The 23,558-nt window shown below is 71.6% G+C and carries 23 protein-coding genes; 12 read left to right on the forward strand and 11 right to left on the reverse strand.

Annotated elements, in window-relative coordinates:
* Positions 1-65 precede the first annotated feature (65 nt).
* Together ACFYY2_RS14570 and ACFYY2_RS14575 are read left to right on the forward strand one after the other, a co-directional pair.
* Entirely contained in the window at positions 66-1,070 is a 1,005-nt protein-coding gene (locus ACFYY2_RS14570; RefSeq protein ID WP_388741943.1) for a Gfo/Idh/MocA family oxidoreductase, read from the forward strand.
* A gap of 71 nt (positions 1,071-1,141) precedes the next feature.
* Positions 1,142-1,519 (forward strand): VOC family protein, encoded by a 378-nt coding sequence (locus ACFYY2_RS14575; RefSeq protein ID WP_388741946.1) that lies wholly within the window; start codon positions 1,142-1,144, stop codon positions 1,517-1,519.
* A 54-nt stretch (positions 1,520-1,573) separates the two neighbouring features.
* Here the strand turns inward: ACFYY2_RS14575 and ACFYY2_RS14580 are convergent, their stop codons facing one another.
* Both ACFYY2_RS14580 and ACFYY2_RS14585 read right to left on the reverse strand, forming a co-directional pair.
* Positions 1,574-2,299 (reverse strand): response regulator, encoded by a 726-nt coding sequence (locus ACFYY2_RS14580; RefSeq protein ID WP_388741948.1) that lies wholly within the window; start codon positions 2,297-2,299, stop codon positions 1,574-1,576.
* Entirely contained in the window at positions 2,296-3,513 is a 1,218-nt protein-coding gene (locus ACFYY2_RS14585) for a sensor histidine kinase (RefSeq protein ID WP_388741951.1), read from the reverse strand. The genes ACFYY2_RS14580 and ACFYY2_RS14585 overlap by 4 nt, the downstream gene beginning before the upstream one ends.
* 145 nt (positions 3,514-3,658) lie before the next feature.
* Here ACFYY2_RS14585 and ACFYY2_RS14590 point away from each other — a divergent pair, with 145 nt between their 5' ends.
* On the forward strand, positions 3,659-3,862 hold the full coding sequence (locus tag ACFYY2_RS14590) for a hypothetical protein (RefSeq protein WP_388741954.1): 204 nt from the start codon (positions 3,659-3,661) through the stop codon (positions 3,860-3,862).
* Here ACFYY2_RS14590 and ACFYY2_RS14595 read toward each other — a convergent pair.
* Positions 3,852-4,772, reverse strand: coding sequence for a DMT family transporter (locus ACFYY2_RS14595; protein ID WP_388742422.1), 921 nt, complete (start codon positions 4,770-4,772; stop codon positions 3,852-3,854). The two genes, ACFYY2_RS14590 and ACFYY2_RS14595, sit on opposite strands and share 11 nt — an antisense overlap.
* A gap of 226 nt (positions 4,773-4,998) precedes the next feature.
* On the opposite strand from ACFYY2_RS14595, the gene ACFYY2_RS14600 reads away from it, so the two are divergent.
* Positions 4,999-5,643 (forward strand): TetR/AcrR family transcriptional regulator, encoded by a 645-nt coding sequence (locus ACFYY2_RS14600; RefSeq protein ID WP_388741957.1) that lies wholly within the window; start codon positions 4,999-5,001, stop codon positions 5,641-5,643.
* A gap of 42 nt (positions 5,644-5,685) precedes the next feature.
* Here ACFYY2_RS14600 and ACFYY2_RS14605 read toward each other — a convergent pair whose 3' ends face one another.
* Entirely contained in the window at positions 5,686-6,309 is a 624-nt protein-coding gene (locus tag ACFYY2_RS14605) for a dihydrofolate reductase family protein (RefSeq protein WP_388741959.1), read from the reverse strand.
* Between the two features lie 188 nt (positions 6,310-6,497).
* Here ACFYY2_RS14605 and ACFYY2_RS14610 point away from each other — a divergent pair, with 188 nt between their 5' ends.
* Positions 6,498-7,334 (forward strand): aldo/keto reductase, encoded by an 837-nt coding sequence (locus ACFYY2_RS14610; RefSeq protein WP_388741961.1) that lies wholly within the window; start codon positions 6,498-6,500, stop codon positions 7,332-7,334.
* A 63-nt stretch (positions 7,335-7,397) separates the two neighbouring features.
* Here ACFYY2_RS14610 and ACFYY2_RS14615 read toward each other — a convergent pair whose 3' ends face one another.
* The 3 genes from ACFYY2_RS14615 to allB all read right to left on the reverse strand — a co-directional run bounded on the left by ACFYY2_RS14615 (position 7,398) and on the right by allB (position 10,278).
* Positions 7,398-7,727, reverse strand: a complete 330-nt coding sequence (locus tag ACFYY2_RS14615) for a putative quinol monooxygenase (RefSeq protein ID WP_388741964.1) — start codon at positions 7,725-7,727, stop codon at positions 7,398-7,400.
* Positions 7,728-7,816: 89 nt separating this feature from the next.
* The gene (alc, locus tag ACFYY2_RS14620) at positions 7,817-8,932 is read right to left on the reverse strand and encodes an allantoicase (RefSeq protein ID WP_388741967.1); all 1,116 of its coding nucleotides are present in this window, start codon (positions 8,930-8,932) and stop codon (positions 7,817-7,819) included.
* Positions 8,933-8,934: 2 nt separating this feature from the next.
* Entirely contained in the window at positions 8,935-10,278 is a 1,344-nt protein-coding gene (gene allB, locus ACFYY2_RS14625; protein ID WP_388741970.1) for an allantoinase AllB, read from the reverse strand.
* A 334-nt stretch (positions 10,279-10,612) separates the two neighbouring features.
* On the opposite strand from allB, the gene ACFYY2_RS14630 reads away from it, so the two are divergent.
* Positions 10,613-11,413 (forward strand): IclR family transcriptional regulator, encoded by an 801-nt coding sequence (locus ACFYY2_RS14630; protein ID WP_388741973.1) that lies wholly within the window; start codon positions 10,613-10,615, stop codon positions 11,411-11,413.
* A 110-nt stretch (positions 11,414-11,523) separates the two neighbouring features.
* Here ACFYY2_RS14630 and ACFYY2_RS14635 read toward each other — a convergent pair whose 3' ends face one another.
* Positions 11,524-11,838, reverse strand: a complete 315-nt coding sequence (locus ACFYY2_RS14635) for a DUF5955 family protein (RefSeq protein ID WP_388741975.1) — start codon at positions 11,836-11,838, stop codon at positions 11,524-11,526.
* A gap of 189 nt (positions 11,839-12,027) precedes the next feature.
* On the opposite strand from ACFYY2_RS14635, the gene ACFYY2_RS14640 reads away from it, so the two are divergent.
* The 3 genes from ACFYY2_RS14640 to ACFYY2_RS14650 all read left to right on the forward strand — a co-directional run bounded on the left by ACFYY2_RS14640 (position 12,028) and on the right by ACFYY2_RS14650 (position 15,882).
* Entirely contained in the window at positions 12,028-12,633 is a 606-nt protein-coding gene (locus tag ACFYY2_RS14640; RefSeq protein ID WP_388741978.1) for an NTP transferase domain-containing protein, read from the forward strand.
* A 267-nt stretch (positions 12,634-12,900) separates the two neighbouring features.
* Positions 12,901-14,520 carry a malate synthase A gene (gene aceB / locus ACFYY2_RS14645; RefSeq protein ID WP_388741980.1) on the forward strand — a complete coding sequence of 540 codons (1,620 nt, stop codon included), beginning with the start codon at positions 12,901-12,903 and terminating at the stop codon, positions 14,518-14,520.
* A 153-nt stretch (positions 14,521-14,673) separates the two neighbouring features.
* On the forward strand, positions 14,674-15,882 hold the full coding sequence (locus ACFYY2_RS14650) for an MFS transporter (RefSeq protein WP_388741983.1): 1,209 nt from the start codon (positions 14,674-14,676) through the stop codon (positions 15,880-15,882).
* Positions 15,883-15,899: 17 nt separating this feature from the next.
* Here the strand turns inward: ACFYY2_RS14650 and ACFYY2_RS14655 are convergent, their stop codons facing one another.
* Positions 15,900-16,892 (reverse strand): fibronectin type III domain-containing protein, encoded by a 993-nt coding sequence (locus ACFYY2_RS14655; protein WP_388741985.1) that lies wholly within the window; start codon positions 16,890-16,892, stop codon positions 15,900-15,902.
* 421 nt (positions 16,893-17,313) lie between these two features.
* Here ACFYY2_RS14655 and ACFYY2_RS14660 point away from each other — a divergent pair, with 421 nt between their 5' ends.
* Positions 17,314-19,251: a multicopper oxidase family protein gene (locus tag ACFYY2_RS14660; RefSeq protein ID WP_388741988.1), complete on the forward strand. Its 1,938-nt coding sequence runs from the start codon at positions 17,314-17,316 to the stop codon at positions 19,249-19,251.
* A 145-nt stretch (positions 19,252-19,396) separates the two neighbouring features.
* Here the strand turns inward: ACFYY2_RS14660 and ACFYY2_RS14665 are convergent, their stop codons facing one another.
* Positions 19,397-20,080, reverse strand: coding sequence for an alpha/beta fold hydrolase (locus ACFYY2_RS14665; protein WP_388741991.1), 684 nt, complete (start codon positions 20,078-20,080; stop codon positions 19,397-19,399).
* Between the two features lie 65 nt (positions 20,081-20,145).
* Between ACFYY2_RS14665 and ACFYY2_RS14670 the strand changes: the two genes are divergently transcribed.
* Together ACFYY2_RS14670 and ACFYY2_RS14675 are read left to right on the forward strand one after the other, a co-directional pair.
* Positions 20,146-20,949: a chitosanase gene (locus ACFYY2_RS14670; protein ID WP_388741994.1), complete on the forward strand. Its 804-nt coding sequence runs from the start codon at positions 20,146-20,148 to the stop codon at positions 20,947-20,949.
* A 104-nt stretch (positions 20,950-21,053) separates the two neighbouring features.
* Entirely contained in the window at positions 21,054-21,920 is an 867-nt protein-coding gene (locus ACFYY2_RS14675) for a chitosanase (protein ID WP_388741996.1), read from the forward strand.
* A gap of 60 nt (positions 21,921-21,980) precedes the next feature.
* Here the strand turns inward: ACFYY2_RS14675 and ACFYY2_RS14680 are convergent, their stop codons facing one another.
* Positions 21,981-23,432 carry a nucleobase:cation symporter-2 family protein gene (locus ACFYY2_RS14680; RefSeq protein ID WP_388741999.1) on the reverse strand — a complete coding sequence of 484 codons (1,452 nt, stop codon included), beginning with the start codon at positions 23,430-23,432 and terminating at the stop codon, positions 21,981-21,983.
* Positions 23,433-23,558 lie beyond the last annotated feature (126 nt).

Genomic DNA, 23,558 nt, shown 5'->3' on the forward strand with positions numbered 1-23,558 from the left:
CCGCACCCTCCAATTTGTCAGGACATATAGTTGACAGTGCGTCGGCAGGGCGGCACGTTGGGTGCATGCGCATCGGACTCATCGGCACGGGCAGGATCGGTTCCTTCCACGCGGGCGTCCTGGCACGCCACCCGGGCGTCGGTTCCCTCGTGGTGGCCGACCCCGATGGCGTCCGGGCCGCGGAGGTCGCCGAGCGCACCGGCGCCACCGCGCTCGCCTCCGCGGAGGCGGTCCTCGGCGCGGGGGTGGACGCCGTGGTGATCACATCGGCGACCTCGGCCCACGCGGAACTCATCGGGCGGGCGGCGCGGGCGGGCCTGCCCGCCTTCTGCGAGAAGCCGGTCGCACTGGACCTGCGGGGGACCCTGGAGGCCCTGCGCGAGGTCGAGCGCGCGGGGAGCGTGCTCCAGCTGGGGTTCATGCGCAGGTTCGACGCGGGGTACGCCGCGGCGCGGGCGGCGGTGCGGAGCGGGGCCCTGGGCCGGCTGCACACCGTGCGGGCGTCGACCTCCGACCCCGCTCCCCCGCCCGCCGCCTATCTGCCGCTCTCCGGCGGGCTGTTCAGGGACTGTCTGGTGCACGACTTCGACATCCTGCGCTGGGTGACGGGCCGTGAGGTGACGGAGGTGTACGCCACCGGGTCGGACGCGGGCCCCGCGATGTTCCGCGCGGCGGGCGACGTGGACACGGCGGCGGCGCTGCTGACCCTGGACGACGGCACACTCGCCACCGCGACCGCCACCCGCTGCAACGGCGCCGGCTACGACGTGCGCATGGAGCTGGCCGGCGAACTGGACCAGATCGCGGTCGGCCTCGACGACCGCACCCCGCTCACGTCCGCCGAGCCGTCGGGTCCGCCCGCCCCGGCGAAGCCCTGGCCGGGCTTCCTGGAGCGGTTCGCCCCGGCGTACGAGGCCGAGCTCGACGCGTTCCTCGCCGTCGTACGCGGCGAACTGGCGAACCCGTGCGACGGCGGGGAGGCACTGCACGCGTTGCGCGTCGCCGAGGCGTGCGAGCTGTCACGCCGGGAACACCGCCCCGTTCGGATGGCGGAGATCCCCGGCATCTGAGGCGTGACGCGAGATGCGGCGGGAAGGGTAAATACGGCGCGGGCGCCGGCGCCGCGACCTACGATCACCGGATGCTGACGTTCACCGATGTGATTCTCGACTGCCCCGACCCCTGGAAACTGGCGGAGTTCTACGCCGGGTTGCTGGGCTGGGAGATCAACACCGACATCAGTCAGGAGGACTGGGTCAACCTCCGCAGCGACGGGGTCGAGCTGTCGTTCCAGCGGGTGGAGAACTACCAGCGGCCCGACTGGCCGGGGCAGGAGCATCCGCAGCAGTTCCACCTGGACTTCGAGGTGGACGAGTTCGAGCCCGAGCAGCGTCGGGTGATCGCACTGGGCGCCACTTTCCGGAAGAGCTTCGTCGGAGAGGCGGGCTACGGCTGGCAGGTCTACACCGACCCGGCGGGGCACCCGTTCTGCCTGTGCCGCAACGCTCCGCGGACCTGACCCGCACGACGGAGGGAAGGAACCCCGCTGCGGACGGCATATCCGCGGACCGGGTCACCGGACGGTGCCGGGCCCCCCGTCCTCGTCCTCGTGGAGGAGTTCCGCGTCGTGCACCAGCAGGGCGATCTGGACACGGTTGTTGAGGTTCAGCCTGGCCAGGATGCGGGAGACGTGCGTCTTGACGGTGGCGACGCTGAGATGCAGCGCGGCGGCGATCTCCGCGTTGGAGCTGCCGCGTCCGACGGCGGCCGCGACGTCCTGCTCACGCTCCCCCAGTTCGGCGAACCTGTGCCGCGCACGGTCTCTGCGGGCCCTGCCGTCGTCCGCAGGGTCCCCCGCCGCGCGGGCCATGAGCCGGCGGGTGACGGCGGGCGACAGCACGGGCTCCCCGGCCGCGACCCGCCGGACCGCTTCGACGATCTGCGCGGGCGGGGTGTCCTTCAGCACGAAGCCCGCGGCGCCGGCGCGGATGGCGCGCAGGACCTGCTCGTCGGCGTGGAAGGTGGTGAGGACGACGACTTCGGGGGCGCCGGGCCTGCTTCGCAGTGCCTCGGTCGCGGCGAGGCCGTCCATGCCGGGCATCCGGATGTCCATGAGCACGACGTCGGGGTGCACCCGGTCGACCAGAGCCCCGACCTCCGTGCCGTCCGCGCCCTCTCCCACCAGGAGGATGCCGTCGGCCCCGCCGAGCATCAGGGCGAGCCCGGCTCGCACGAGCGGGTCGTCGTCGACGACGACGAGCCGGACCGGTGGTGTCTCCGGGGGCGTGGGAGTGCTCATGCCGGCCACGGTAGCCGGGCGCGCACCGTGAAACCGCCGTCGGGCCGGGATCCGTGGTCGAGGTTCCCGCCGGCCAGGGTCGCCCGTTCGGTCAGGCCGATGAGCCCCTGGCCGGATCCGGGGACGGGGTCGAAGGCGGCGTCGGGGGCGGGGTTGGCGACCTCGATCGTCAGCCCGTCGCCCGGACCGCCCGCCACGGTGACACGCACCGGAGCGCCCGGTGCGTGTTTGCGGGCGTTGGTCAGGGCCTCCTGGGCGATGCGGTAGACGGTGCGCCCGGTGGCGGCCGGCGCCCGGGCCGGTTCGGACACGCGGTCGTCCAGGGTGACCTCCATGCCGGCCGCGCGGGATTCCTCGATCAGCGCCCCGAGCGTCACCAGCGTGGGCTGCGGCCGGTTCCCCTCGTCGCCCTCCCCGGGAGCGCGCAGGACGCCGATGATCTCGCGCAGGTCCTGGAGTGCCTCGTGGGCGCTGTCCCGGATGACTCCGGCGGCGCGGCCGACCTCGGCCGGTGGTGCGTCGGGCCGGAATTCGAGGGCGCCGGCGTGGACGCTGAGGAGTGTCAGGCGGTGGGCGAGTACGTCGTGCATCTCCCGGGCGATGGCCTCACGGGCCAGCCGCTGCGCCTGCTCCGCGCGGAGTGCCGCCTCGGTCTCCGCGCGGCGTGCCCGCTCGCGCAGGGAGACGACCAGCCGGCGCCGTGAGCGTACGGCCATGCCCCAGCTGAGGACGAGGAGGATCAGCAGGACACCGATGACCACGGAGACGACGAAGGACGTCTCGGGGTCCGGCCGCAGCAACGGCTGCAGGGGGGTGATGGCGAGGGCGCCCGCGCCGACGACGGCCACCGGCCTGAACGGCCGGTGCACGGCCAGGCTGAACAGGCCGACCAGCGTGGCCCCGGCCGCCGCCGGCTCGACGAGGCTGACGGCCGTCAGGGCGGCAGCGACCGCGACGGGCCACCTCCGCCTGAGCCACAGTGCGCAGCACGCCGCGGCGCCGACGAGCGAGTCGGCGAAGACGACGTTGTCGGACGTGGTCGGATCGGCCTCGATGGCCGCGAGGGCGAGCACCCCGATGCCGGCGGCGCAGAGGAAGGCCGTGATGTCGACGGCCCAGTCCCGCACGGTCCGGCGCGCCCTGCCCCGGTCCCCGGGCAGCTCGTCGCCGGCCAGGTCCGAGGGCAGCAGCCAGCGGTACTCCACGCGTGTCATGTCGACGAATCTACGCAGGCGGGGGACGCGAAGAGACCGTTGCGGGCCGGGGAGACACCAAAGTCGCACGATCCGAGACTTTCGCCGTGTGCCCGCAGACCGATGGCGGACGCGGACCTGCGACGGGCCGCGCCAGGCTCGGGCCATGAAGAAATTCGTGGAGACGGTCGGGTTCATCGTGTTCGCGCAGGGTGCGGCCGGACTGCTGCACGAGTGGACCGGCTGGTTCCGGCTGTGGGCGCTGGTCGCGAGGCTCGACGTCCTCGACGGTTACGCGGTCTTCGTCAGCATCGTGCTGGTCGTGGCGGGCGCGGCCGTGATGATCGCGGCTGACTCGATCAGGACGTGACCCCGGCGTGGCGGCGCCCCCACGCGGTGCCCGCCAGCACCAGCACGGCGCCGAGCAGCCCGGGCGCGCCGAGGCGTTCACCGCCGATCGCGATCCCGGCAGCGGCGGCCCAGAGCGGTTCCGTGCCGAGCAGCAGGCTCACCCGGGACGGCGAGGTACGGCGTACCGACCACATCTGCACGGCGAACGCGAACAGCGTGCAGAAGACCGAGAGGAAGACCAGCCCGGTCCACTCGGCGGCGCCGAACCCCGTCGCCACGGTCCAGGGCGCCTCACCGGTGCCCGGGACGGCCGCCAGTACGGCGAACACGGCGACCGCGCCGCCCAGCTGCACGGTGGTCAGGGACAGCGAGTCGGCGTCCCGGACCGCCTTGATGCGGGCCATCGCCAGGACGTGGACGGTCCGGGCGAGCGCGGCCAGGAGCATCAGGAGGTCGCCCGCCGAGGGGCGGGTGAAGCCGCCGCTCTGGGTCAGCAGCACGACGCCCGTGACCGAGAGGCCGGCGGCCGCGAGGAAGGGCCCCGGCGGGCGGACCCGGGTGACGGCGGCCTCCGCGAGCGGGGTGAAGATCATCGTGAGGCTGATGATGAGTCCGGCGTTCGTGGCCGACGTGTGGACGACGCCGTACGTCTCCAGCAGGAAGATCACGCCGAGGACGAGGCCCAGGAGACCCGCGCCGCGCCACTGGGCGGCTCGCAGGGTGCGGAGCCCGCGGTACCCGGCGACGGCCAGGACCGGCAGCACGATCGCGAAGCGGAGGACGAGGACGGCGACCACGGTGTGGGGCGTGGTGATGCCCTTGGCCGCGAGATAGCTGCCGCCCCAGACCGCGGCGACGAGCAGGAGCGGAAGGTCGGCGACGAACGCGCGGCGCGAGGGGGCGCGGGCGGGCAGGACGGCAGAGGACACCTTGATCTCCTGGTTCTCCACAGCGGAATCGGTGTGGAGACTTCGCCGGCTCGCACGGGGAGCGATCACCGTACCGAACGGGCGGACGCACCGGGAACCGCTGTCCGAAGGATGGCCCCGGCGGGCGGCCCAGGGGGGTTGTCAGCGGCCCGAACCGGTGTCCCCGCAGCGTCGGCTCCTCCTAGAATGTCGGCCTTGGGACGCTCGGACACACGGAGTTGGGCACATGGGTGGAGCGCGGCTGGACGGACGGGTCGAGCGGGGGAACCAGACCAGGCAGCTGGTGCTGGGGCGCGCGGTCCACGTCGCCTCGACCGAGGGGCTGGAGGGTCTGTCGCTCGGACGGCTGGCCACCGAGCTCAAACTGAGCAAGAGCGGTGTGTTCGCACTGTTCGGCTCCAAGGAGGAACTGCAGCTCGCCACCGTCCGCGCCGCCGTCGGTGTCTTCGTCGAGCACGTGCTGACACCGACCCGGGCGGCGCCGCCGGGACTCGGCCGCGTCTGGCGCATGTGCGAGAGCTGGCTCTCCTACTCGCGGCGCAGGGTGTTCAGCGGCGGCTGCTTCTTCTACGCGACCATCGCCGAGTTCGACTCCCGGGAGGGCAAGGTGCACGACGCCCTGGCCTCCACGCAGACCGGGTGGGTCACCTTCGTGGAGGAGACGGTCGAGGAGGCGCGGGTGCGGGGCGAACTCGCGGCGGACACCGATGTCTCACAACTCGCCTTCGAGCTCATCGCTTTCATGGAGCTGGCCAACGCGGAGTCGGTCCTGCACAACAACAGCCCCGGCTACGCGAAGGCCGCCCGGGCCATCCTGGGCCGGCTGCGCGCCGCCGCCTCCGACCCGGCGCTGCTCCCTCCGGCCCCCTGAGGCGTACCCCTCCGAGGGCCGGCGGGACGGCGGTCGCGCCGCTCAGAGCTCGCGCTCGAAGGTCCCGAACCGTGCGGGCCCCTCGGCCCGGTAGGTCTGGATCGCGATCCCGCTCCCGGTGGTCCTGGTGTCCAGCAGCTCGAACGCGGTCGGCCGTCCGCCCTCCGGGAAAAGCCGCCGGCCCGCGCCCAGGTAGACCGGGTGGACGAGCAGGTTGTACTCGTCGATCAGGCCGTGCCCCATCAGGGACCGCGCGAGGACGCCGCTGCCGTGGATCTGCAGCTCCCCCTCCTCCGTCCGTTCCTTCAGCCGGGCGATCTCGGCGGGCACGTCCCGCGCGATGACCGTGGTGTTCTCCCAGGCCGGATCGGTCAGTGTGGTGGAGACGACGTGCTTGGGCAGCGTGTTGAGCCGGGTGGCGACCGGGTCCTCCGGATCGGTGACCCGGGGCCAGTAGGAGGCGAAGATGTCATACGTACGCCGCCCGAGGAGATAGGCACCCGAGCGGTCGAAGACCTCGCCGATGAAGGCACCCATGTCCGCGTCCGCGAAGGGCACCAGCCATCCGCCGTACGCGAATCCCCCCGTGGTGTCCTCGTCCGGCCCTCCGGGCGCCTGCGTCACACCGTCGAGTGACACGAACGTCGTGAGAGTCAGCTTCGCCATGGTCCTGCTCCTTCACCTCGCTGCCGCGTGTCCGGCAGTCCGCGCGCCCGTGGGTGTCATGACCCCACTGTCGGGCGGAAGCCGTCGGTGCGCCCGGCGAACGGCACCGTGGCCGTCGTCGCGCGCCCGCCGGGACGACGGGACAGCCCTAGGCTGGCGAGGACTGCACGCGAACGAAACGGGAGACCATGCGCCAGACACCGACCCCGGTCCGCAACCTCCACGACGGAAGCACCGTCCCCGCGGTGGGCCTCGGCACCTGGCCGCTCGACGACGAGGACGCCGAGAAGGCGGTGGCCGGGGCGCTGGGGCTCGGCTACCGGCTCGTGGACACGGCGCTGAACTACGGCAACGAGCGCGGCACGGGCCGTGGCATCGCCCGCGCGGGTGTGCCGAGGGAGGAACTGTTCGTCACGACGAAGGTCCCGGGCCGTCACCACGGCTACGAGGAGACGCTGGCCTCGTTCGAGGAGTCCCGGAACAACCTGGGACTGGAGTACGTCGACCTGTATCTCATCCACTGGCCGCTGCCCCGGGTGGACAGGTACGTGGACACCTGGAAGGCCATGATCAAGCTCCGCCGCGACGGACTCGTACGCTCGATCGGCGTCTCCAACTTCACGGCGGCCCACCTGGACCGGCTGGAGCGCGAGACGGGCGTGCTGCCGGTGGTGAACCAGATCGAGATGCACCCCCTGCTCCCGCAGGAGGAGCTGCGGGCCGTGCACACCGCGAAGGGCATCGTCACGGAGAGCTGGAGCCCGCTGGCCCGGGGACGTCAGGTGCTGGAGACCCCGGAGGTGATCGCGGCCGCCAACGCCCACGGTGTGACGCCCGGCCAGGTGGTGCTGAGGTGGCACACCCAGCTCGGGGCGGTGCCGATCCCCAAGTCGGCGGACCCCGGGCGGCAGCGGGAGAACCTCGACCTGTTCGGGTTCGAGCTCACACAGCGGGAACTCGGCCGCATCGGGGCCCGGCCCGCGCACCGCTTCGGCGGAGACCCCGACACGCACGAGGAGTTCTGACCCGACCGTGCCGGCGGCCCGTGCACCGGGGCCGCCGGCACGGTCCGCCGCGAGCGTCCCGGGTCAGCGGTTGCGCGGGGTGACCTCCGCCATCCGGGACCAGTCGTCGCCGGGTACGTCGACGTTGATGATCTCCGGAACCTCCGTGACGAGGTCGGACATGGTGTCGATCGCCGCCTTGAAGTGCTCCGAGTTCACGTGGGCCTCGCCCGCCTCCTGCGAGGCGAACGCCTCCAGCAGGACGAACTGGTCCGGGTTCTCGACGCTGTAGGACCACTCGAAGAAGAGGTTGCCCGGCTCCTGACGGGTGGCCAGGGTGAACGCCTCGACGGCGGGGAGCCAGTTGTCCCGCTCGGCGGTACGCACGGTGAACTTGACGGCGATGAAGATCATGGCGGCTCCTGGTCGGTAGGGCGGCGTTCCGGCCAGGGTCCCATATGCCCGCAGGACGGGCACGAACCGGCACACCAGCCCACGGACCGCTACCCGCCGAGCTCCTCGTGCCGGGCGGCCAGCCGCGCAGCGCCCTCCTCGGTGAGCGAGCCGAAGAGCCGGAGCCGCGAGATCCCGCCGTCCGGGAAGATGTCGATCCGGACGTGCGTGCCGCGCACCGGCGCGGGCAGCACGAACCGGTGGTTCGTGTCCGGCTGGAGCCGTGTGCGGGGCAGGAGTTCGGCCCACGGCGCGTCCTGCCCCGCACGTACGGAGACCGCCGCCCAGCCGGCCGCGTTGCCCTTCAGGCAGGCCGTGTCGATCTCCAGTGCCCGGATCTCGGAATCCTCGGCCAGCCGGTAGCGGATCCAGTCGTTGCCCTTGTCCCTGCGGCGGCGGGTCTCCCAGCCGTCGTCCATCCTGCGGGAGCGGCCCGGCGCGATGGTGTTGGCCGCCGGGGAGTAGAAGCGGTCGGAGGCGTCCTCGACCTGCCCGCCGTTCTCCAGGGCGACGACGTCGAACGTCCCGAGAGCGGCCAGCCACGCGGGGTCGGGGGCGACCTCGCCGTGGACGCGGAGCCGGGCGATGCCGCCGTCGGGGTGCTGGTTGACGCGCAGATGGGTGAAGCGTCGGCCGGCGTCGACCGCGAAGCCGTTGGCCGCGTGTCCGCCGACGGGCGTACGGGGCACCAGGGTGGTCCATTCCACTCCGGGGGCCAGGAGGTCCTCGGGGGACGGGGAGCCCGGCACCGAGGCCGCCTCGACGGAGACGGACTGCGGGTAGTTGCCGCGGAAGTGGGCGGTGTCGACGACGACGCCCCGTACGACGCCGGGTGCTCCGAGGCGCACGAGGGCCCAGTCGTGGTCCTCGTCGGTGGGGTGGGGTTCGGCGGCGCTCGCGCCGCGCCGGCGGCGGGTCTCCCAGCCGTCCATGATCTTGCCCTTGTGCCCGAAGCGCTCCGGGTCGAATTCCGCCGGCTCCGGCTTCAGCATGTTCTCGCGTTCGGCGAAGAACTCGTCGTTGGCGGCGATCACTCCGCCGCCGATCCGCCGGTCGGCCAGGTCCACGAGCGAGGTGAAGACGAACTCGGCGGTGCGGTAGTCGGCGTACGGGTCGCCGCCCGCGTAGGGGCGCGCGTCACCGGTGAAGTGCGGGGTCGCGGTCATGGTCAGTGGTTCCTCTCCAGGAGACGGCCGGCCGGCCCGGCGGGTTCGCCGTCCGCCGCGATCCGGCTGCCGCGCAGCCAGGTGGACTTGACGACGCCGTGCAGGGTCCGCCCGGCGTAGGCCGTGACCCGGTTGCGGTGGAGGAGTCCGGCGGGGTCGACGGTGAAGGTCTCGTCGGGTGCGAGCACGGCGAAGTCGGCGTCCCGGCCCGCCTCGATGGCGCCCTTGCGGGTCAGTCCGGCGAGGGCGGCGGGGGCGGCGGACATCCAGCGGACGACGTCGTCCAGGGTGTGTCCGCGCCGCCGCGCCTCGGTCCAGACCGCGGGCAGCCCGAGCTGGAGCGAGGAGATCCCGCCCCAGGCGGAGGCGAAGTCCGGTGTCTTGAGGTCGGTGGTGCACGGGGAGTGGTCGGAGACGATGCAGTCGATGGTGCCGTCGGCGAGTCCTTCCCAGAGGGCGTCCTGGTTGGCGGCCTCACGGATGGGCGGGCAGCACTTGAACTCGGTCGCGCCGTCGGGGACTTCCTCGGCGGTCAGGGTCAGGAAGTGCGGGCACGACTCGACGGTGACGCGGACACCCTCACGCCTGGCGGCCGCGATCAGCGGCAGCGCGTCGCTGGAGGAGAGGTGCAGCACGTGGACCCGTGCGTTCAGGCGCCTGGCGTGGGCGATCAGGCCCTCGATCGCGGCGTTCTCCGCGTCACGCGGCCGCGAGGCCAGGAAGTCCGCGTACTTCTCCCCGCTCCGCTGCGGGGCACCCGCCAGATGGCGGGGGTCCTCCGCGTGCACGATCAGCAGACCGCCGAAGCCCGCGACCTCGGCCATGGACCGGGCCAGTTGCTCCTGATCCAGCTCGGGGAACTCCTCGACCCCCGACGGCGACAGGAAGCACTTGAACCCGAACACCCCGGCCTCGTACAGCGGGCGCAGATCCTTCGTGTTCGACGGGACCGCGCCGCCCCAGAAGCCGACGTCGACGTGCGCCTTCGCGCGTGCGACCTCCTGCTTCACCCGCAGGTGCTCGACCGTGGTGGTCGGCGGGAGCGAGTTCAGGGGCATGTCGAGCAGGGTCGTGATGCCGCCGGCCGCGGCGGCGCGGGTGGCGGTCCAGAAGCCCTCCCACTCGGTGCGGCCGGGGTCGTTCACATGCACGTGTGTGTCGACCAGGCCCGGCAGGAGCACGTCGTCACCCAGGTCCTCGACCCGGGCGCCGTCGGGCACCTCGGCGTCGTACGGCAGGACGGCCTCGATCTCCCCGTCCGCGACAAGGACCGCCGCGGCGCGGGTTCCCCCGGGGGTGACGACGCGCGTCGAACGGAGTACCAGTTTCGTGTCCTGAACGGGCACCTGTGCTCCTCACGCAGAAATTCAACGAACTGTTGAAGGAGTCTTCACTCGGGGAAGCGGCCCGTCAAGACCTGACCCTCCGCGCCGGGCGGCGATCGGGACGGCACGCCGCACGGTTCGAGAGTTTCCACGAAGTAAAAGTTCATTTTCGCCAGACGGAACGTAGAATGGACAAGCGAGGCGTCACCCGACTGCGGGCGCCACACGTGCCGGATCGTCGACACCGGGACAAAACAGGCCCTGACCGGCAAGGACGCCGCATCGGGAGCAGTGGGCCGATCGGGAACGGCCCGGTAGGCTGCTGCCTTGCCTCCGCTTCGAAAGGACCGTTGACGTGCCGCCGTCCCACGCCAGCACTTCCGACTCCAAGCCCGCCGGTCCCAGTGGCGGGGTCCAGTCCCTCGAACGCGCCTTCGATCTGCTGGAGCGCATGGCGGACGCCGGGGGCGAGGTCGGTCTCAGCGAGCTCTCCGCGAGCAGCGGCCTCCCGCTGCCCACCATCCACCGGCTCATGCGCACCCTCGTCGTGTGCGGCTACGTACGCCAGCAGCCCAACCGCCGTTACGCCCTCGGTCCGCGCCTGATCCGGCTCGGCGAGTCCGCGTCCCGGCTGCTGGGCACGTGGGCGCGTCCGTACCTCCAGCGCCTGGTCGAGGAGACCGGTGAGACGGCGAACATGGCGCTCCTCGACGGGGACGAGATCGTGTACGTCGCCCAGGTGCCGTCGAAGCACTCGATGCGGATGTTCACCGAGGTGGGGCGCCGGGTGCTCCCGCACTCGACCGGCGTCGGCAAGGCGCTCCTCGCCGGCACACCGGCCGACGAGGTACGCGCCCTCCTGGCCCGTACGGGCATGCCGGCCGCCACCGAGAAGACGATCACCACTCCGGACGGCTTCCTCGACGCCCTGGAGCAGGTGCGCAGGGCGGGCTACGCCGTGGACGACAACGAGCAGGAGATCGGGGTGCGCTGCCTCGCGGTCCCGGTGCCGGACTCACCCACGTCGGCGGCCATCTCGATCTCGGGGCCCGCGGGCCGGGTGACCGAGGCGGCGACCGAGCGGATCGTGCCGATCCTGCAGCAGATCGCGAAGGAACTGTCCGAGGCCCTGGCCAGCAGCGGACCCGCCTCCTGACGCCCCGCCCCACCGCTCGCGACAGGCCGGCGGGACGCCCGGAGGCGCAGGGCGGCCGGGGCCGTCACGGACTCCGCGTCGGGCGGTCAGGGCGTCGGGAACTCCGCGGGTCAGGACGTCGGGGACTCGCCGAAGAGCTCGACGGCGTTCCGCACCTCGCGCAGCCCCGGGGCCAGTGCGCTGACGGAGCCGATGGCCCCGGCGACCAGCAGCAGCGAGCGGCGCAACCGGGGAATCTCGGGCGCGCCACCAGCCGCCATCGAGTCCAGCGCGGCCAGCTCGTCCTCGGCGATGCCCCGGTCAGGGAACTCGGCACGGTGTCCGGCCAGCTCCCTGCGGAGCCTGGAGACAGCGGTACGCAGCTCCGTGGCTCTCGGATCCCCATCGCTTCCGGTCAACCGCTCCTGCCCCACGCTTCGCAACAAAGCACTCCCCCTCGCACGTCATCGTGCCGGTGTGTCGACCCGCCCCCCACGGTGGCCAAATGCCTGGGCGTGTCCGTCAGTTAACGCTATGAAAGGTGACGCGCGCCACTCTCCGGACACGGAACGCGGATCCCCCGAGGGGTGACGTCCCTTACGCGTTCCCGAGCGGCACAGTGGTATCCAGGGCGCATGGCTCACACACAACGGATGCCCGTGGTCGCCGGGGTGCTGCTCGCGGCAGGCGGCGGGCGCCGCCTGGGCGGCCGGCCGAAGGCACTGCTGGAGCATCGCGGCCGCCCCCTCGTCGAACACGCGGTGCGATCCCTGCGCAACGGCGGGTGCGGGCCCGTCCGCGTCGTCCTGGGCGCCGCGGCGGAGGAGGTCCGGGTGCGGGCGGACCTGTCCGCGTGCGCGGTGACGGTGAATCCGCGGTGGGAGGAGGGCATGGGCTCGTCGCTCCGGGCGGGCCTGGGCGACCTCGCCGGACTGGAGGCGGACGCGGCGCTCGTGCTCCTGGTGGACCAGCCGGGGATCGGGCCGGAGGCGGTGGCCCGGGTCCTCTCGGCCTACCGCTCGCGGATGACCCTGGCGGCCGCCTCGTACGACGGGAAGCGCGGCCATCCGGTGCTGTTCGGTGCCGACCGCTGGGCGGACATCACGGCCGGTGCGGTCGGCGACCAGGGGGCGCGGGCCTATCTGAAGGCGCATCGCGACGCCCTCACCCTCGTCGAGTGCTCCGACGTGGCCCAGGCGTACGACATCGACACGGCCGAGGACCTCAGGCACCTCGCGTGAGCCCTTCGCGGGCGGCCTGGCACGCCGCGCCATCGGGCAGCCAGCTCTGTCGACCCGGAGAATCTCGACATCAACAAACCATTGAACTTCCACCATAAGGAAACTAATATCCACTGATCAGAAGCACGCGGCACCGATGTCGCGACGCTTCCGCACCTGGACGGCACCCACGGCCGTATCCCGGAGCCGTGGCACCCCGTGCCACATCAGGCGACCCGGCGGCCATGGGAGGCCGCCCGCGCCGCCACGCTGAAGGAGTGACAGCTCATGTCCGCACCAGCGCCGTCCCCGCTGGCCATCGTCGACGCCGAGCCCCTGCCGAGGCAGGACGAGGTCCTGACCGATGCGGCCCTCGCGTTCGTGGCCGAGCTGCACCGGCGGTTCACGCCCCGGCGCGACGAGCTGCTCGCCCGCCGGGGCGAGCGCCGGGCCGAGATCGCCCGCACCTCCACCCTGGACTTCCTGCCGGAGACGGAAGCGGTCCGCGTGGACGACACCTGGAAGGTCGCCCCGGCCCCGGCCGCGCTGGACGACCGCCGGGTCGAGATCACCGGCCCCACCGACCGCAAGATGACCGTCAACGCCCTGAACTCGGGCGCCAGGGTCTGGCTCGCCGACTTCGAGGACGCGTCCGCCCCCACGTGGGAGAACGTGATCACCGGCCAGCTCAACCTGATCGACGCGTACAACCGGAACATCGACTTCACCGACCCGAAGTCGGGCAAGTCCTACGCACTCAAGCCCGCCGAGGAGCTCGCGACCGTCGTCACGCGCCCGCGCGGCTGGCACCTGGACGAACGCCACCTCCAGCTCGACGGCACCCCGGTGCCGGGGGCCCTGGTCGACTTCGGCCTGTACTTCTTCCACAACGCGCAGCGCCTGATCGACCTGGGCAAGGGGCCGTACTTCTACCTCCCGAAGACGGAGTCGCACCTGGAGGCACGGCTCTGGAACGACATCTTCGTCTTCGCCCAGGACTACGCCGGCATCCCGCAGGGCACGGTACGCGCGACCGTCCTGATCGAGACGATCACCGCCGCGTACGAGATGGAGGAGATCCTCTACGAGCTCCGCGACCACGCCTCGGGGCTGAACGCGGGCCGCTGGGACTACCTCTTCTCCATCGTGAAGAACTTCCGGGACGGCGGCGCGAAGTTCGTCCTGCCGGACCGCAACCTGGTCACGATGACCGCCCCCTTCATGCGGGCGTACACCGAACTCCTGGTCCGCACCTGCCACAAGCGCGGCGCGCACGCAATCGGCGGCATGGCGGCCTTCATCCCGTCACGGCGCGACGCCGAGGTCAACAAGGTCGCCTTCGAGAAGGTCAAGGCCGACAAGGACCGCGAGGCGAACGACGGCTTCGACGGCTCCTGGGTGGCCCACCCGGACCTCGTCCCGATCGCCATGGCCTCCTTCGACGCGGTCCTCGGAGACAGGCCGAACCAGAAGGACCGCCTGCGCGAGGACGTCTCCGTCGCGGCGGGCGACCTGATCGCCATCGACACGCTCGACGCGAAGCCGTCGTACGACGGCCTGCGCAACGCCGTCGCGGTCGGCATCCGCTACATCGAGGCGTGGCTGCGGGGCATGGGCGCGGTCGCCATCTTCAACCTGATGGAGGACGCGGCCACGGCCGAGATCTCACGCTCGCAGATCTGGCAGTGGATCAACGCGGACGTGGTCTTCGAGAACGGCGAGCACGCGACGGCGGACCTGGCCCGCAAGGTCGCGGCCGAGGAACTGGCGGCGGTCCGCGCGGAGATCGGCGACGAGGCCTTCGAGGCCGGCAGGTGGCAGCAGGCCCACGACCTGCTGCTCCAGGTCTCGCTGGACCAGGACTACGCGGACTTCCTGACGCTGCCGGCGTACGAGCAGCTGGGCTGACCCACAGCCCGGAGCGCCGCACCCCCCGCCGGGCGACGAGCGGGGGGTGCGGCGCTCCCGCGTTCCGGCACCCCCGGGCTCCCGGCGGACCGCCGCGGCGATGACGTGCGACCTGGAGTGTACGTTCGTACGCTCTACCTATAGGCTCCCCGTATGACTGTCGACGTACTGAGCCGGCCGGCACCGGCCGAGCGGCATGCCCGTGTCGCCGTTGCCGTGCTCTTCTTCACCAACGGCGCCCTGTTCGCCAACCTCCTGCCTCGGTATCCGCAGATCAAGGCGGACCTCGGCCTGAGCAACGCCGCCTACGGGCTGGCCGTCGCCGCCTTCCCCGCCGGGGCGATCGCCGCGGGACTGGCCGCCGGGGTGGTCGTCCGGCGCCTGGGGTCGGCACGTACGGCGGTGGCCGGGACACTCGTGACGGGAGCCGGGATCCTGGCGGCGGGGCTGGCCGACTCCGTGGTCCTGTTCGCCGGGGCACTCTTCCTGGCCGGTGCGATGGACGCGATCACGGACGTCGCGCAGAACGCCCACGGACTGCGGGTGCAGCGCCTCTACGGGCGCTCCATCATCAACTCCTTCCACGCCATCTGGTCCATCGGCGCCGTCACCGGCGGTTCCATGGCCGCGGCCGCCATCGCACTCGGACTGTCACGCGGGCAGCACCTGACCCTGTCGGCCGTGGTCTTCGCCGTCGCCGCGTGTGTCGCCCTGCGGTTCTGCCTCCCGGGCCAGGACACCGATTCCGCGTCCGAGCCCGCCGCCGACGGCATCCGGGACCGGACGGCGGGGGCCGCCGTGCGAAGCCGACGCACCGTGTGGATGCTGACCGCACTCGTCCTGATCGCCACCGCCGGGACGCTGGTCGAGGACGCCGGCAGTTCCTGGGCGACGCTCTATCTGTCCGGCTCGCTGCACGCGTCGGTGACCCTGGCGGCCTTCGGCTACATCGCCCTGGTGGGGGCGCAGTTCGTCGGCCGCAGCATCGGCGACCGGCTCGTCGACCGGTTCGGCCAGCGCACCGTCGCCCGGGCAGGCGGGATCGTCGCCGCGGGCGGCATGGGGCTGGCCCTGGCCGTGCCGACGGTGCCCGGCACCGTGCTCGGCTTCGCGGCGGCCGGCTTCGGTGTGGCGACCCTGGTGCCCGCCGCGATGCACGAGGCCGACGAACTGCCGGGCCTGAAGGCCGGTTCCGGGCTGGCGATCGTGTCATGGCTGATGCGCCTGGGCTTCCTCGCCTCACCACCGGTCGTCGGCCTGGTCACCGACGCGACGAGCCTGCGGGTGGGCCTGCTCGTGGTTCCGCTCGCCGGACTGCTCGCCTTCCTGTTCGCGGGAGTGCTGCGGAACCGGCACCGGTAGGCGCCGCCCGGCCGGCCTCAGCCGGGCAGCACCACCGTCCGCTGCGCCGAGAAGTCGCCCCACTTCCCGTCCGGGAGCTTCGGACGGATCTTGAGCGAATGGCGGGTGCCCGGCGGGTCGGTGAGCGTGAGCCGGTAGGTCGCCCGCCCCACGGGCGGTGTGCCGCCCCAGACGATCGTGGTCGTCATCCTCCCGTCGAGGAACAGCTGGTACGCGGGAATCGTGCCGCCGGTGTCCGGCTGGTCCCAGGAGAGGTCGACGAGGAACTCCTCGCCGTCCGGCTTCGTCTCGGCCCGCAGGCCGGTGGGCGCCGTGCTCGCGGGGGCGCCGGGCGCGGACGGGGTGGTCAGGTCGAGGGCGCCGCTGTCCGGCGACGACGTGTCCGCGGCGTCCCGGGCGCGCACCGTGAACGTGTAGACCGTGCCGGGCCGCAGCCCGGTGAGCCGGGCCGTCGTCCGCGTCCCGGAGACGCTGTGGATCCTGGCGTCCTCCTGGTAGATGTCGTACGACGTCACGCCCACGTCATCGGTCGAACCACCCCAGGAGAGCGTGACCGTCCGGCTGCCCTCCGCCCTTCCGCGCAACTTGACGGGGGCCGTGGGGGGTTCCTCGTCCGCGGGGGTCGGGGCGGGCGTGGTGACGGGGACGGCGGCGCTCGGGTCGGAGAGGTTCCCCGCGGCGTCGCGGGCCCGGACCGTGAAGGTGTAAGCGGTCGAGGCGGTCAGGCCGTCGACGTCGGTCATCAGCTTCGCGGCGGGCACCGCGGCGACCTTCTCGCCCTCGCGGTAGACGTCGTAGCCGGTGATCCCCCTGTCGTCCGAGGCGCGCTCCCACATGACGTGGGCGGTGGTCGCGCTGCCGGCCTGCACGGTCACCCCCCGGGGGGTGGTCGGCTTCCGGGTGTCCGCTTCGGCGGACCCCGAGCAGGAGGTGAGCGCGGCTATGAGCAGCGCGGTGGAACAGGTCAACGCGGTGCGTGCGTGGGGGCGTTGCACAGTGATGCCTTCCATCCGGGAGCAATGGTCCAGACCTATATCCCATGCGGGTGGGGGTGGGGACAAGAGGACGGATCGAAACGCACCGAAGGCCCGTCCGAACCTCGGTCACCCCACCACCGCCCGGGATGCGGGACACCGGGAGACGCCTCCACCAAAACCACACTTTATTTGCACGTTCAACATCGTTATGGTCTACTTCCCCCCGAACGGAACCGGAAAATCGTACAATCGAGGCGCAAATCTGGCATCGTTCGCCGGGGCAGGCCCCACCACGCACCCCCTGTGGTGACGCGAGCCGCCCCTTCCCTGCCGCACCGTCAAGCCCGGCGCTGCGGCCATGACGGCTACCGCACGGGCGCGTTCACACGCGCCGACTATTCGATTTAGGACAAGTACACAGATGACTGGCACGTCCAGGCGGTCCATTCTGGGCATGGCGGGCTTCACTACGGCAGCCGTCGCCGTAGCCGGAACCGGCATCCTCCGCTCGAACGACACCGGCCACGACGCGGTGCCGGCAGCCAACGCCCTTCCCGGTGTGAGCGGGCCGACACACTCGACACTGGCCCCGTTCAAGGACCCGCTGCGCATCCCCCCGACGCTGAGACCGGGGAAGAAGAGCATCACCGAGATCGACCTCGTCGAGGCCCGCGTCCGTCTGCACTCGCAGATGCCCACCACGCGCCTGTGGACCTACCAGGGGCACTTCCCCGGCCCCACCATCGAGGCACGGCGCGGGCACACGTTCCGTATCGCGTGGAACAACAGGCTGACGGGCACCACTCCCGTCAAGGCCGTCTGGGTGCACGGCGAGGGCCCCGGCCCCGGCCTGCTGCCCTACAACCGCCCGGGAACACAGGGCTCGTATCCGCGCCCGGAGATCGACAAGCTCACCGCGTGGACGACCGTGCACCTGCACGGCGGACACCAGAACGCCATCAACGACGGCGCCGCCGAATACGGAGTCGGGCCCGGCTCCACGCAGTTGGCCGAGTACGCCAACGACCAGGCGGCGACGCACCTCTTCTACCACGACCACGCCATGGCGGTGACCGCGCTCAACGTGACCGCGGGCCTGGTCGGCAACTACATCGTCCGCGACAAGGAGGAGTCCCGGCTGGACCTGCCCCGCGGCGACTACGAGATCCCGCTGGCGATCCAGGACGTCAACTTCGACACCGACGCCGAGGGCCGCCTCAACGGTCAGGTCGTCTTCAAGCGGATCATCGGCGGGCCCGACGCCCCCGAACCCGGCAGGCTGCCGTCCGCGTTGTCCGCCCTCGCCCCCTTCACCCTGGTCAACGGCGTGGTCTGGCCGCACCTGGACGTGGAGGCCCGCGCCTACCGCTTCCGGGTCGTCAACACGTCGGACACCCGCATCTACCGGCTCGTCGTCGTCGACGAGGAGACCGGGAAGGCCGTGCCCGGCGCCATGAAGCTGATCGGCACGGACATGGGTCTGCTGGGGAAGCCGCAGACCGTCGAGGAGGCGGTCTCCCTCTCCCCCGCCGAGCGCGCGGACATCGTGATCGACTTCGCCGCGTTCCCCGGGAAGCGGCTCAAACTCGTCAACACCGTCCAGGGGCAGCGTCCCGGGGCGCCCCTTCCGGACTTCGCCATCCCCTACCCCGAGGTCATGCAGTTCCGTGTCGACAGGAAGCGACACGCGCCGACTCGCATTCCGACAACGTTGTCAGCATCGTTCCGCAAGCTCAAGGCATCGGACGTTCCGTCGGACGCGACCGAGCGGTTCGTCATGATGGCCTTCGACAGCACCGGCGGGATGCCCCAGCTCTGGGAGCTGCAGGAGGTCGCCTCGGGCACTCCGTCCGGGGACGGCATCGTGCAGATCGTGATGGCGGGCAGGACCCGGACGCTGCGGCGTACCGGTGCCGTGTTCGAGGACACCACCACCTTCTTCGCGGCCGCCGGCACCTGGGAGAAGTGGCACTTCATCAGCGCGGGTCCGGTGGATGTGCCGATCTACCACCCGATGCACATCCACCTGATGAACTTCCAGGTCATCGAGCGCCGGGCCGTGGACGGTTCGGGCCTGGACGTCGCCGCGGGCCGGACGACGAAGCCCCTGACCCTCGGTGCGCAGATGCCCGTCGCACCCGAGGAGTCGGGCTGGAAGGACACCGTCACGGTGACCGCCAACAGCCTCGTGACGGTGGCCGGCCGCCTCGCCGACCAGACCGGCAAGGTGATGTACCACTGCCACATCCTCTCCCACGAGGACGAGGGCATGATGCGGCCGTTCGTGATCATGCCGCCGGCGGTCCACGAGATCCACGCCATGTCGATGGGCATGAACGGGGCCATGGGAGCGGGAGGCAAGAAGGGCATGCACTCCGGCATGACGATGTGACGCCGGTCCGGCACGGCGTGCCGGGCACCGCGCGTCACGAGGCCCGCGCGTAGCGGGCCCGGCCCCGGGCCGTCGGCGATCCCGTCGGCGGCCCGGGGTATGCGCCGGCGCGCCCCGCAACGGCGGGTCGATCCCACGCCGCCCGTCAGCTGGTGAAGAACTCGCTGATCTGCTGGGCCACCTGCTCCGCGTGCTTCTTGTGCACGTGGTGGCCGCCGCCCAGGGTGATGAGCCGGCAGTCGGGGATGAGTGAGGCCATGTCGGCGAGCCTCCCCTGCGGCATGGTGCTCTCCGGACCACCCGCGATCATCAGCGTCGGGGCGACGATCTGGCCGAGTTCGTCCGCCCACCTCGGATCGGGGTCGGCGACCTGGGCCCTGACCTCGTCCACGGCGTTCTCGTCGTAGTCCACCGGCCCGCCCGGGCGCCCGTCGGCGGCCGGCTGTCCCGGGAACGGCGGCGGGGTCTCCACCAGCACCAGCCGTTCCACCCGGTCCGCGTACTCCTCCGCGAGGAGATAGGCCACCACCCCGCCCATCGAGTGGCCGACGAGGCCGACCCGGTCGAGCTCGCAGGCGTCGAGGAACTCCAGGACGTCGTCCCGCATCTGCTCGAAGCCGTATTCGTCGGGCCAGTCGCTCCCGCCGTGACCGCGCAGGTCGACGGCGTACACCCGCCACTCCTCGCCGAGGAGGCCGCCCACCGCCTCCCAGCTCAGGGACGAGGCGCCGAGGCCGTGCAACAGGACCACGGGCGAGCCGAACGGGTCACCCCAGGTCCGGTACGCCAGCCGCACATCGCCGACGTCCACAACAGACTGATCTTCCATGTCCCGAACGCTACAGGCGCCGGACCCCGGGCAGCTCCGGACCCCCGGCCTGGCACGCTTGGCGGGTGAAGCTCAGACGTCTCGCCCTCGCCGCGGCAGCGGCCCTCGTCCTGGCCGGCTGCTCCGCCTCCGGTCCCGGTTCCCCGGAGAAGGGGCTGGAAGACCCCGCGAAGAAGGACATCGCGATGCGGCTGGTGTCCAGCGCCGAGAACTCGACGCTGGACTGGAAGGGCCAGTACGGCTACATCGAGGACATCGACGACGGCCGCGGATACACCGCCGGCATCATCGGATTCTGCTCCGGCACCGGCGACATGCTGGACGTGGTCGGGCGTTACACGGCGAAGCGTCCCGGCAACGGCCTGGAGCGCTTCCTGCCCGCCCTGCGCGCCGTACGGGGCAGCGACTCGCACGAGGGGCTGGGCGACGCCTTCACGGCGGCGTGGACCCGGGCCGCGGGCGATCCGCTCTTCCGGGCGGCCCAGGACGCCGAGCGGGACCACACCTACTTCGGCCCCGCGGTCGAGCGGGCCGAGGCCGACGGGCTGAGCGCGCTGGGGCAGTTCATCTACTACGACGCCTATGTGATGCACGGCGGCGCCGACTCGCCGGGCACCGTCGGCTTCCGCACGATACGCGCCCAGGCGCTCGCCGAGCAGGACACACCGGCCGACGGCGGGGACGAGGAGGCGTATCTGAACGCCTTCCTCGACGCCCGGGTGGCGGCCATCCGCAAAGAGCCCTCGCACAGTGACACCAGCCGGGTGGAGACCGCGCAACGCGTCTTCGTCCGCCAGGGAAAGCTCCAGCTGGAGACGCCGTTGGCGTGGAAGGTCTACGGGGAGAGCTACCGCATCGACGGGAACTGACGCCCTACGGCCGTACGTGCACAGGGGTTACCCCCACGCTCCGACTTCTGGTAGGAAAGTTTCCTAACAGAACATCGGAACGACGAACTCCTGTTGGAGGACCGGTGCATCACCCCCACACCAGCACCCCGCGTCGCACCACCCGACTCACCCGCAGCGTCGGATTCGCCGCGCTCGCCCTCGGGCTGGCCTTCACGGCGATTCCGGCGACCGCCCAGGCCGGCGCCCCCAAGCCGGCGGCAGCACACCTGGAGGCAGCCGCGACCGGACTCGACGACCCCGCGAAGAAGGACATCGCCATGCAGCTGGTGTCCAGTGCCGAGAACTCGTCGCTGGACTGGAAGGGCCAGTACGGCTACATCGAGGACATCGACGACGGCCGCGGATACACCGGCGGCATCATCGGATTCTGCTCCGGCACCGGCGACATGCTCGATCTGGTCGAGCTGTACACCCAGCGCGTTCCCGGCAACGCCCTGGCCCGCTACCTGCCCGCCCTGCGCGAGGTGGACGGCACCGATTCGCACGACGGCCTCGACCCCGGGTTCACCGGGGCCTGGGCCAGGGCCGCGTCGGACCCCGCCTTCCAGCAGGCGCAGAACGACGAGCGCGACCGGGTGTACTTCGACCCGGCGGTGCAGCAGGGAAAGGCCGACGGCATCGGGACGCTGGGTCAGTTCGCCTACTACGACGCCATCGTCATGCACGGGGGCGGCGGCGACCGCACGGGATTCTGGGCCATTCGCGACATGGCCCTCTCCCAGGCCCGGCCCCCGTCGCAGGGCGGTGACGAGGTCGCCTACCTCGACGCGTTCCTGGACGCGCGGGTCTGGGCGATGAAGCAGGAGGAGGCCCACTCGAACACCAGCCGGGTGGACACCGCCCAGCGCGTCTTCCTGCGCGCCGGCAATCTGAACCTCGACCCGCCGCTGGACTGGCACGTCTACGGCGACGCCTTCCACATCGGCTGACACCGAAGCCCCGGTGCGCGTACGCGTTCCCCGCGCGGGTCCCGTACGCGCTCCGGTGGGTCAGCGGGCCGCAGGTACGGCCATCGGCTCCTTCGGCTGCGCGCCGGCTCCTGCTCCGGCCTCCGGCTCCGCGTCCGGCTTCCGGCCCCAGTGGTTGAAGGCCAGGTTGAGGACGATCGCCACGACGCAGCCGGTGGAGATGCCCGAGTCCAGGACCACGAGCATGTCCTCGGGGAAGGCGTGGTAGAAGTCCGGCGCGGCGATCGGGATCAGGCCGACGCCGACGGCCGCCGCGACGATCAGTGCGTTCTCGCCCTTCTCCAGGGCCGCGGCGGCGAGTGTCTGGATGCCGCTCGCGGCGACCGAGCCGAAGAGCACTATCCCGGCACCGCCGAGGACGGGCAGCGGGACGAGGGCGATGACGGACGCGGCGACGGGGACCAGGCCGAGCAGCACCAGGATGACGCCGCCCGCGGCGACGACGAACCTGCTGCGCACCCTGGTCATCGCGACGAGCCCGATGTTCTGGGCGAACGCGCTGCACATGAAGCCGTTGAAGAGCGGGCTCACGGCGCTGCCCAGGGTGTCGGCGCGCAGGCCGCCCTCGATGGTCCGCTCGTCGGCCGGGCGGCCCACGATCTTGCCGAGGGCGAGCATGTCGGCGGTGGACTCGGTCATGCAGACGAGCATCACGATGCACATGGAGACGATCGCCGCGATCTCGAACTGCGGTGCGCCGAAGTGGAAGGGCGTCGGGAAGCCGACCGGGTCGGCGTCGCCGAGCGCCCCGAAGTCGGTGATGCCCGCGGGAATCGCGATCAGGGTTCCGACGAAGAGGCCGAGCAGGATCGCGATCTGCTGGAGGAAGCCGCGCAGCAGTTTGCGCAGGGCGAGCACGATCACCAGGGTGACGGCGGCCATGGCGATGTTGGTCGTCGAGCCGTAGTCGCGGGCGGTGGCGTCGCCGCCCTGCGACCAGTTGAAGGCGACCGGCAGCAGCGAGACACCGATCAGGGTGATCACGGTGCCGGTGACGACGGGCGGGAAGAACCGCACCAGTTTGCAGAAGTACGGGGCGAGCACGAAGCCGAGGAGGCCGGCGACGATGATCGCGCCGAATATGACGGCGATGCCGTCGTGCCCCCGGTCCTTGCCTATCGCGATCATCGGGGTCACCCCGGCGAACGAGACGCCGTTGACGAACGGCAGTCTGGCGCCTATGCGCCAGAAGCCGAGGGTCTGGAGCAGGGTGGCCATCCCCGCGGTGAACAGGCTCGCCCCCATCAGGAAGGCGGTCTCCTCGGCGCTGAGGCCGACGGCGGGCCCCACGATCATGGGGGGCGCCACGACGCCCGCGTACATGGCGGCCACATGCTGGAGACCGCTGGTGAACATCCTGAGGGGCGGTAGTTTCTCGTCGACCGGATGCTTCCGGCCGGGCTCTTCGGCCGCGCGTGCTCCGGCCGCTTTTCCTTCGACTGCGTTCTTGCGAAACCTGGGCGTAGCTGCCACGGCTTCCTCCGGTCGGGTACACGTCGGGCGACGTGGGTGTCAGGGAGGTGGTGCTGAGTGGTGCGTTGGTGCAGGTCGTGCAGCTGGTGCGGCAGCTTCGGGCTCACCCGCGCGAGTGCGCGTACG

This window comes from Streptomyces sp. NPDC001822 (genome assembly GCF_042892135.1).
Lineage (GTDB): Bacteria > Actinomycetota > Actinomycetes > Streptomycetales > Streptomycetaceae > Streptomyces.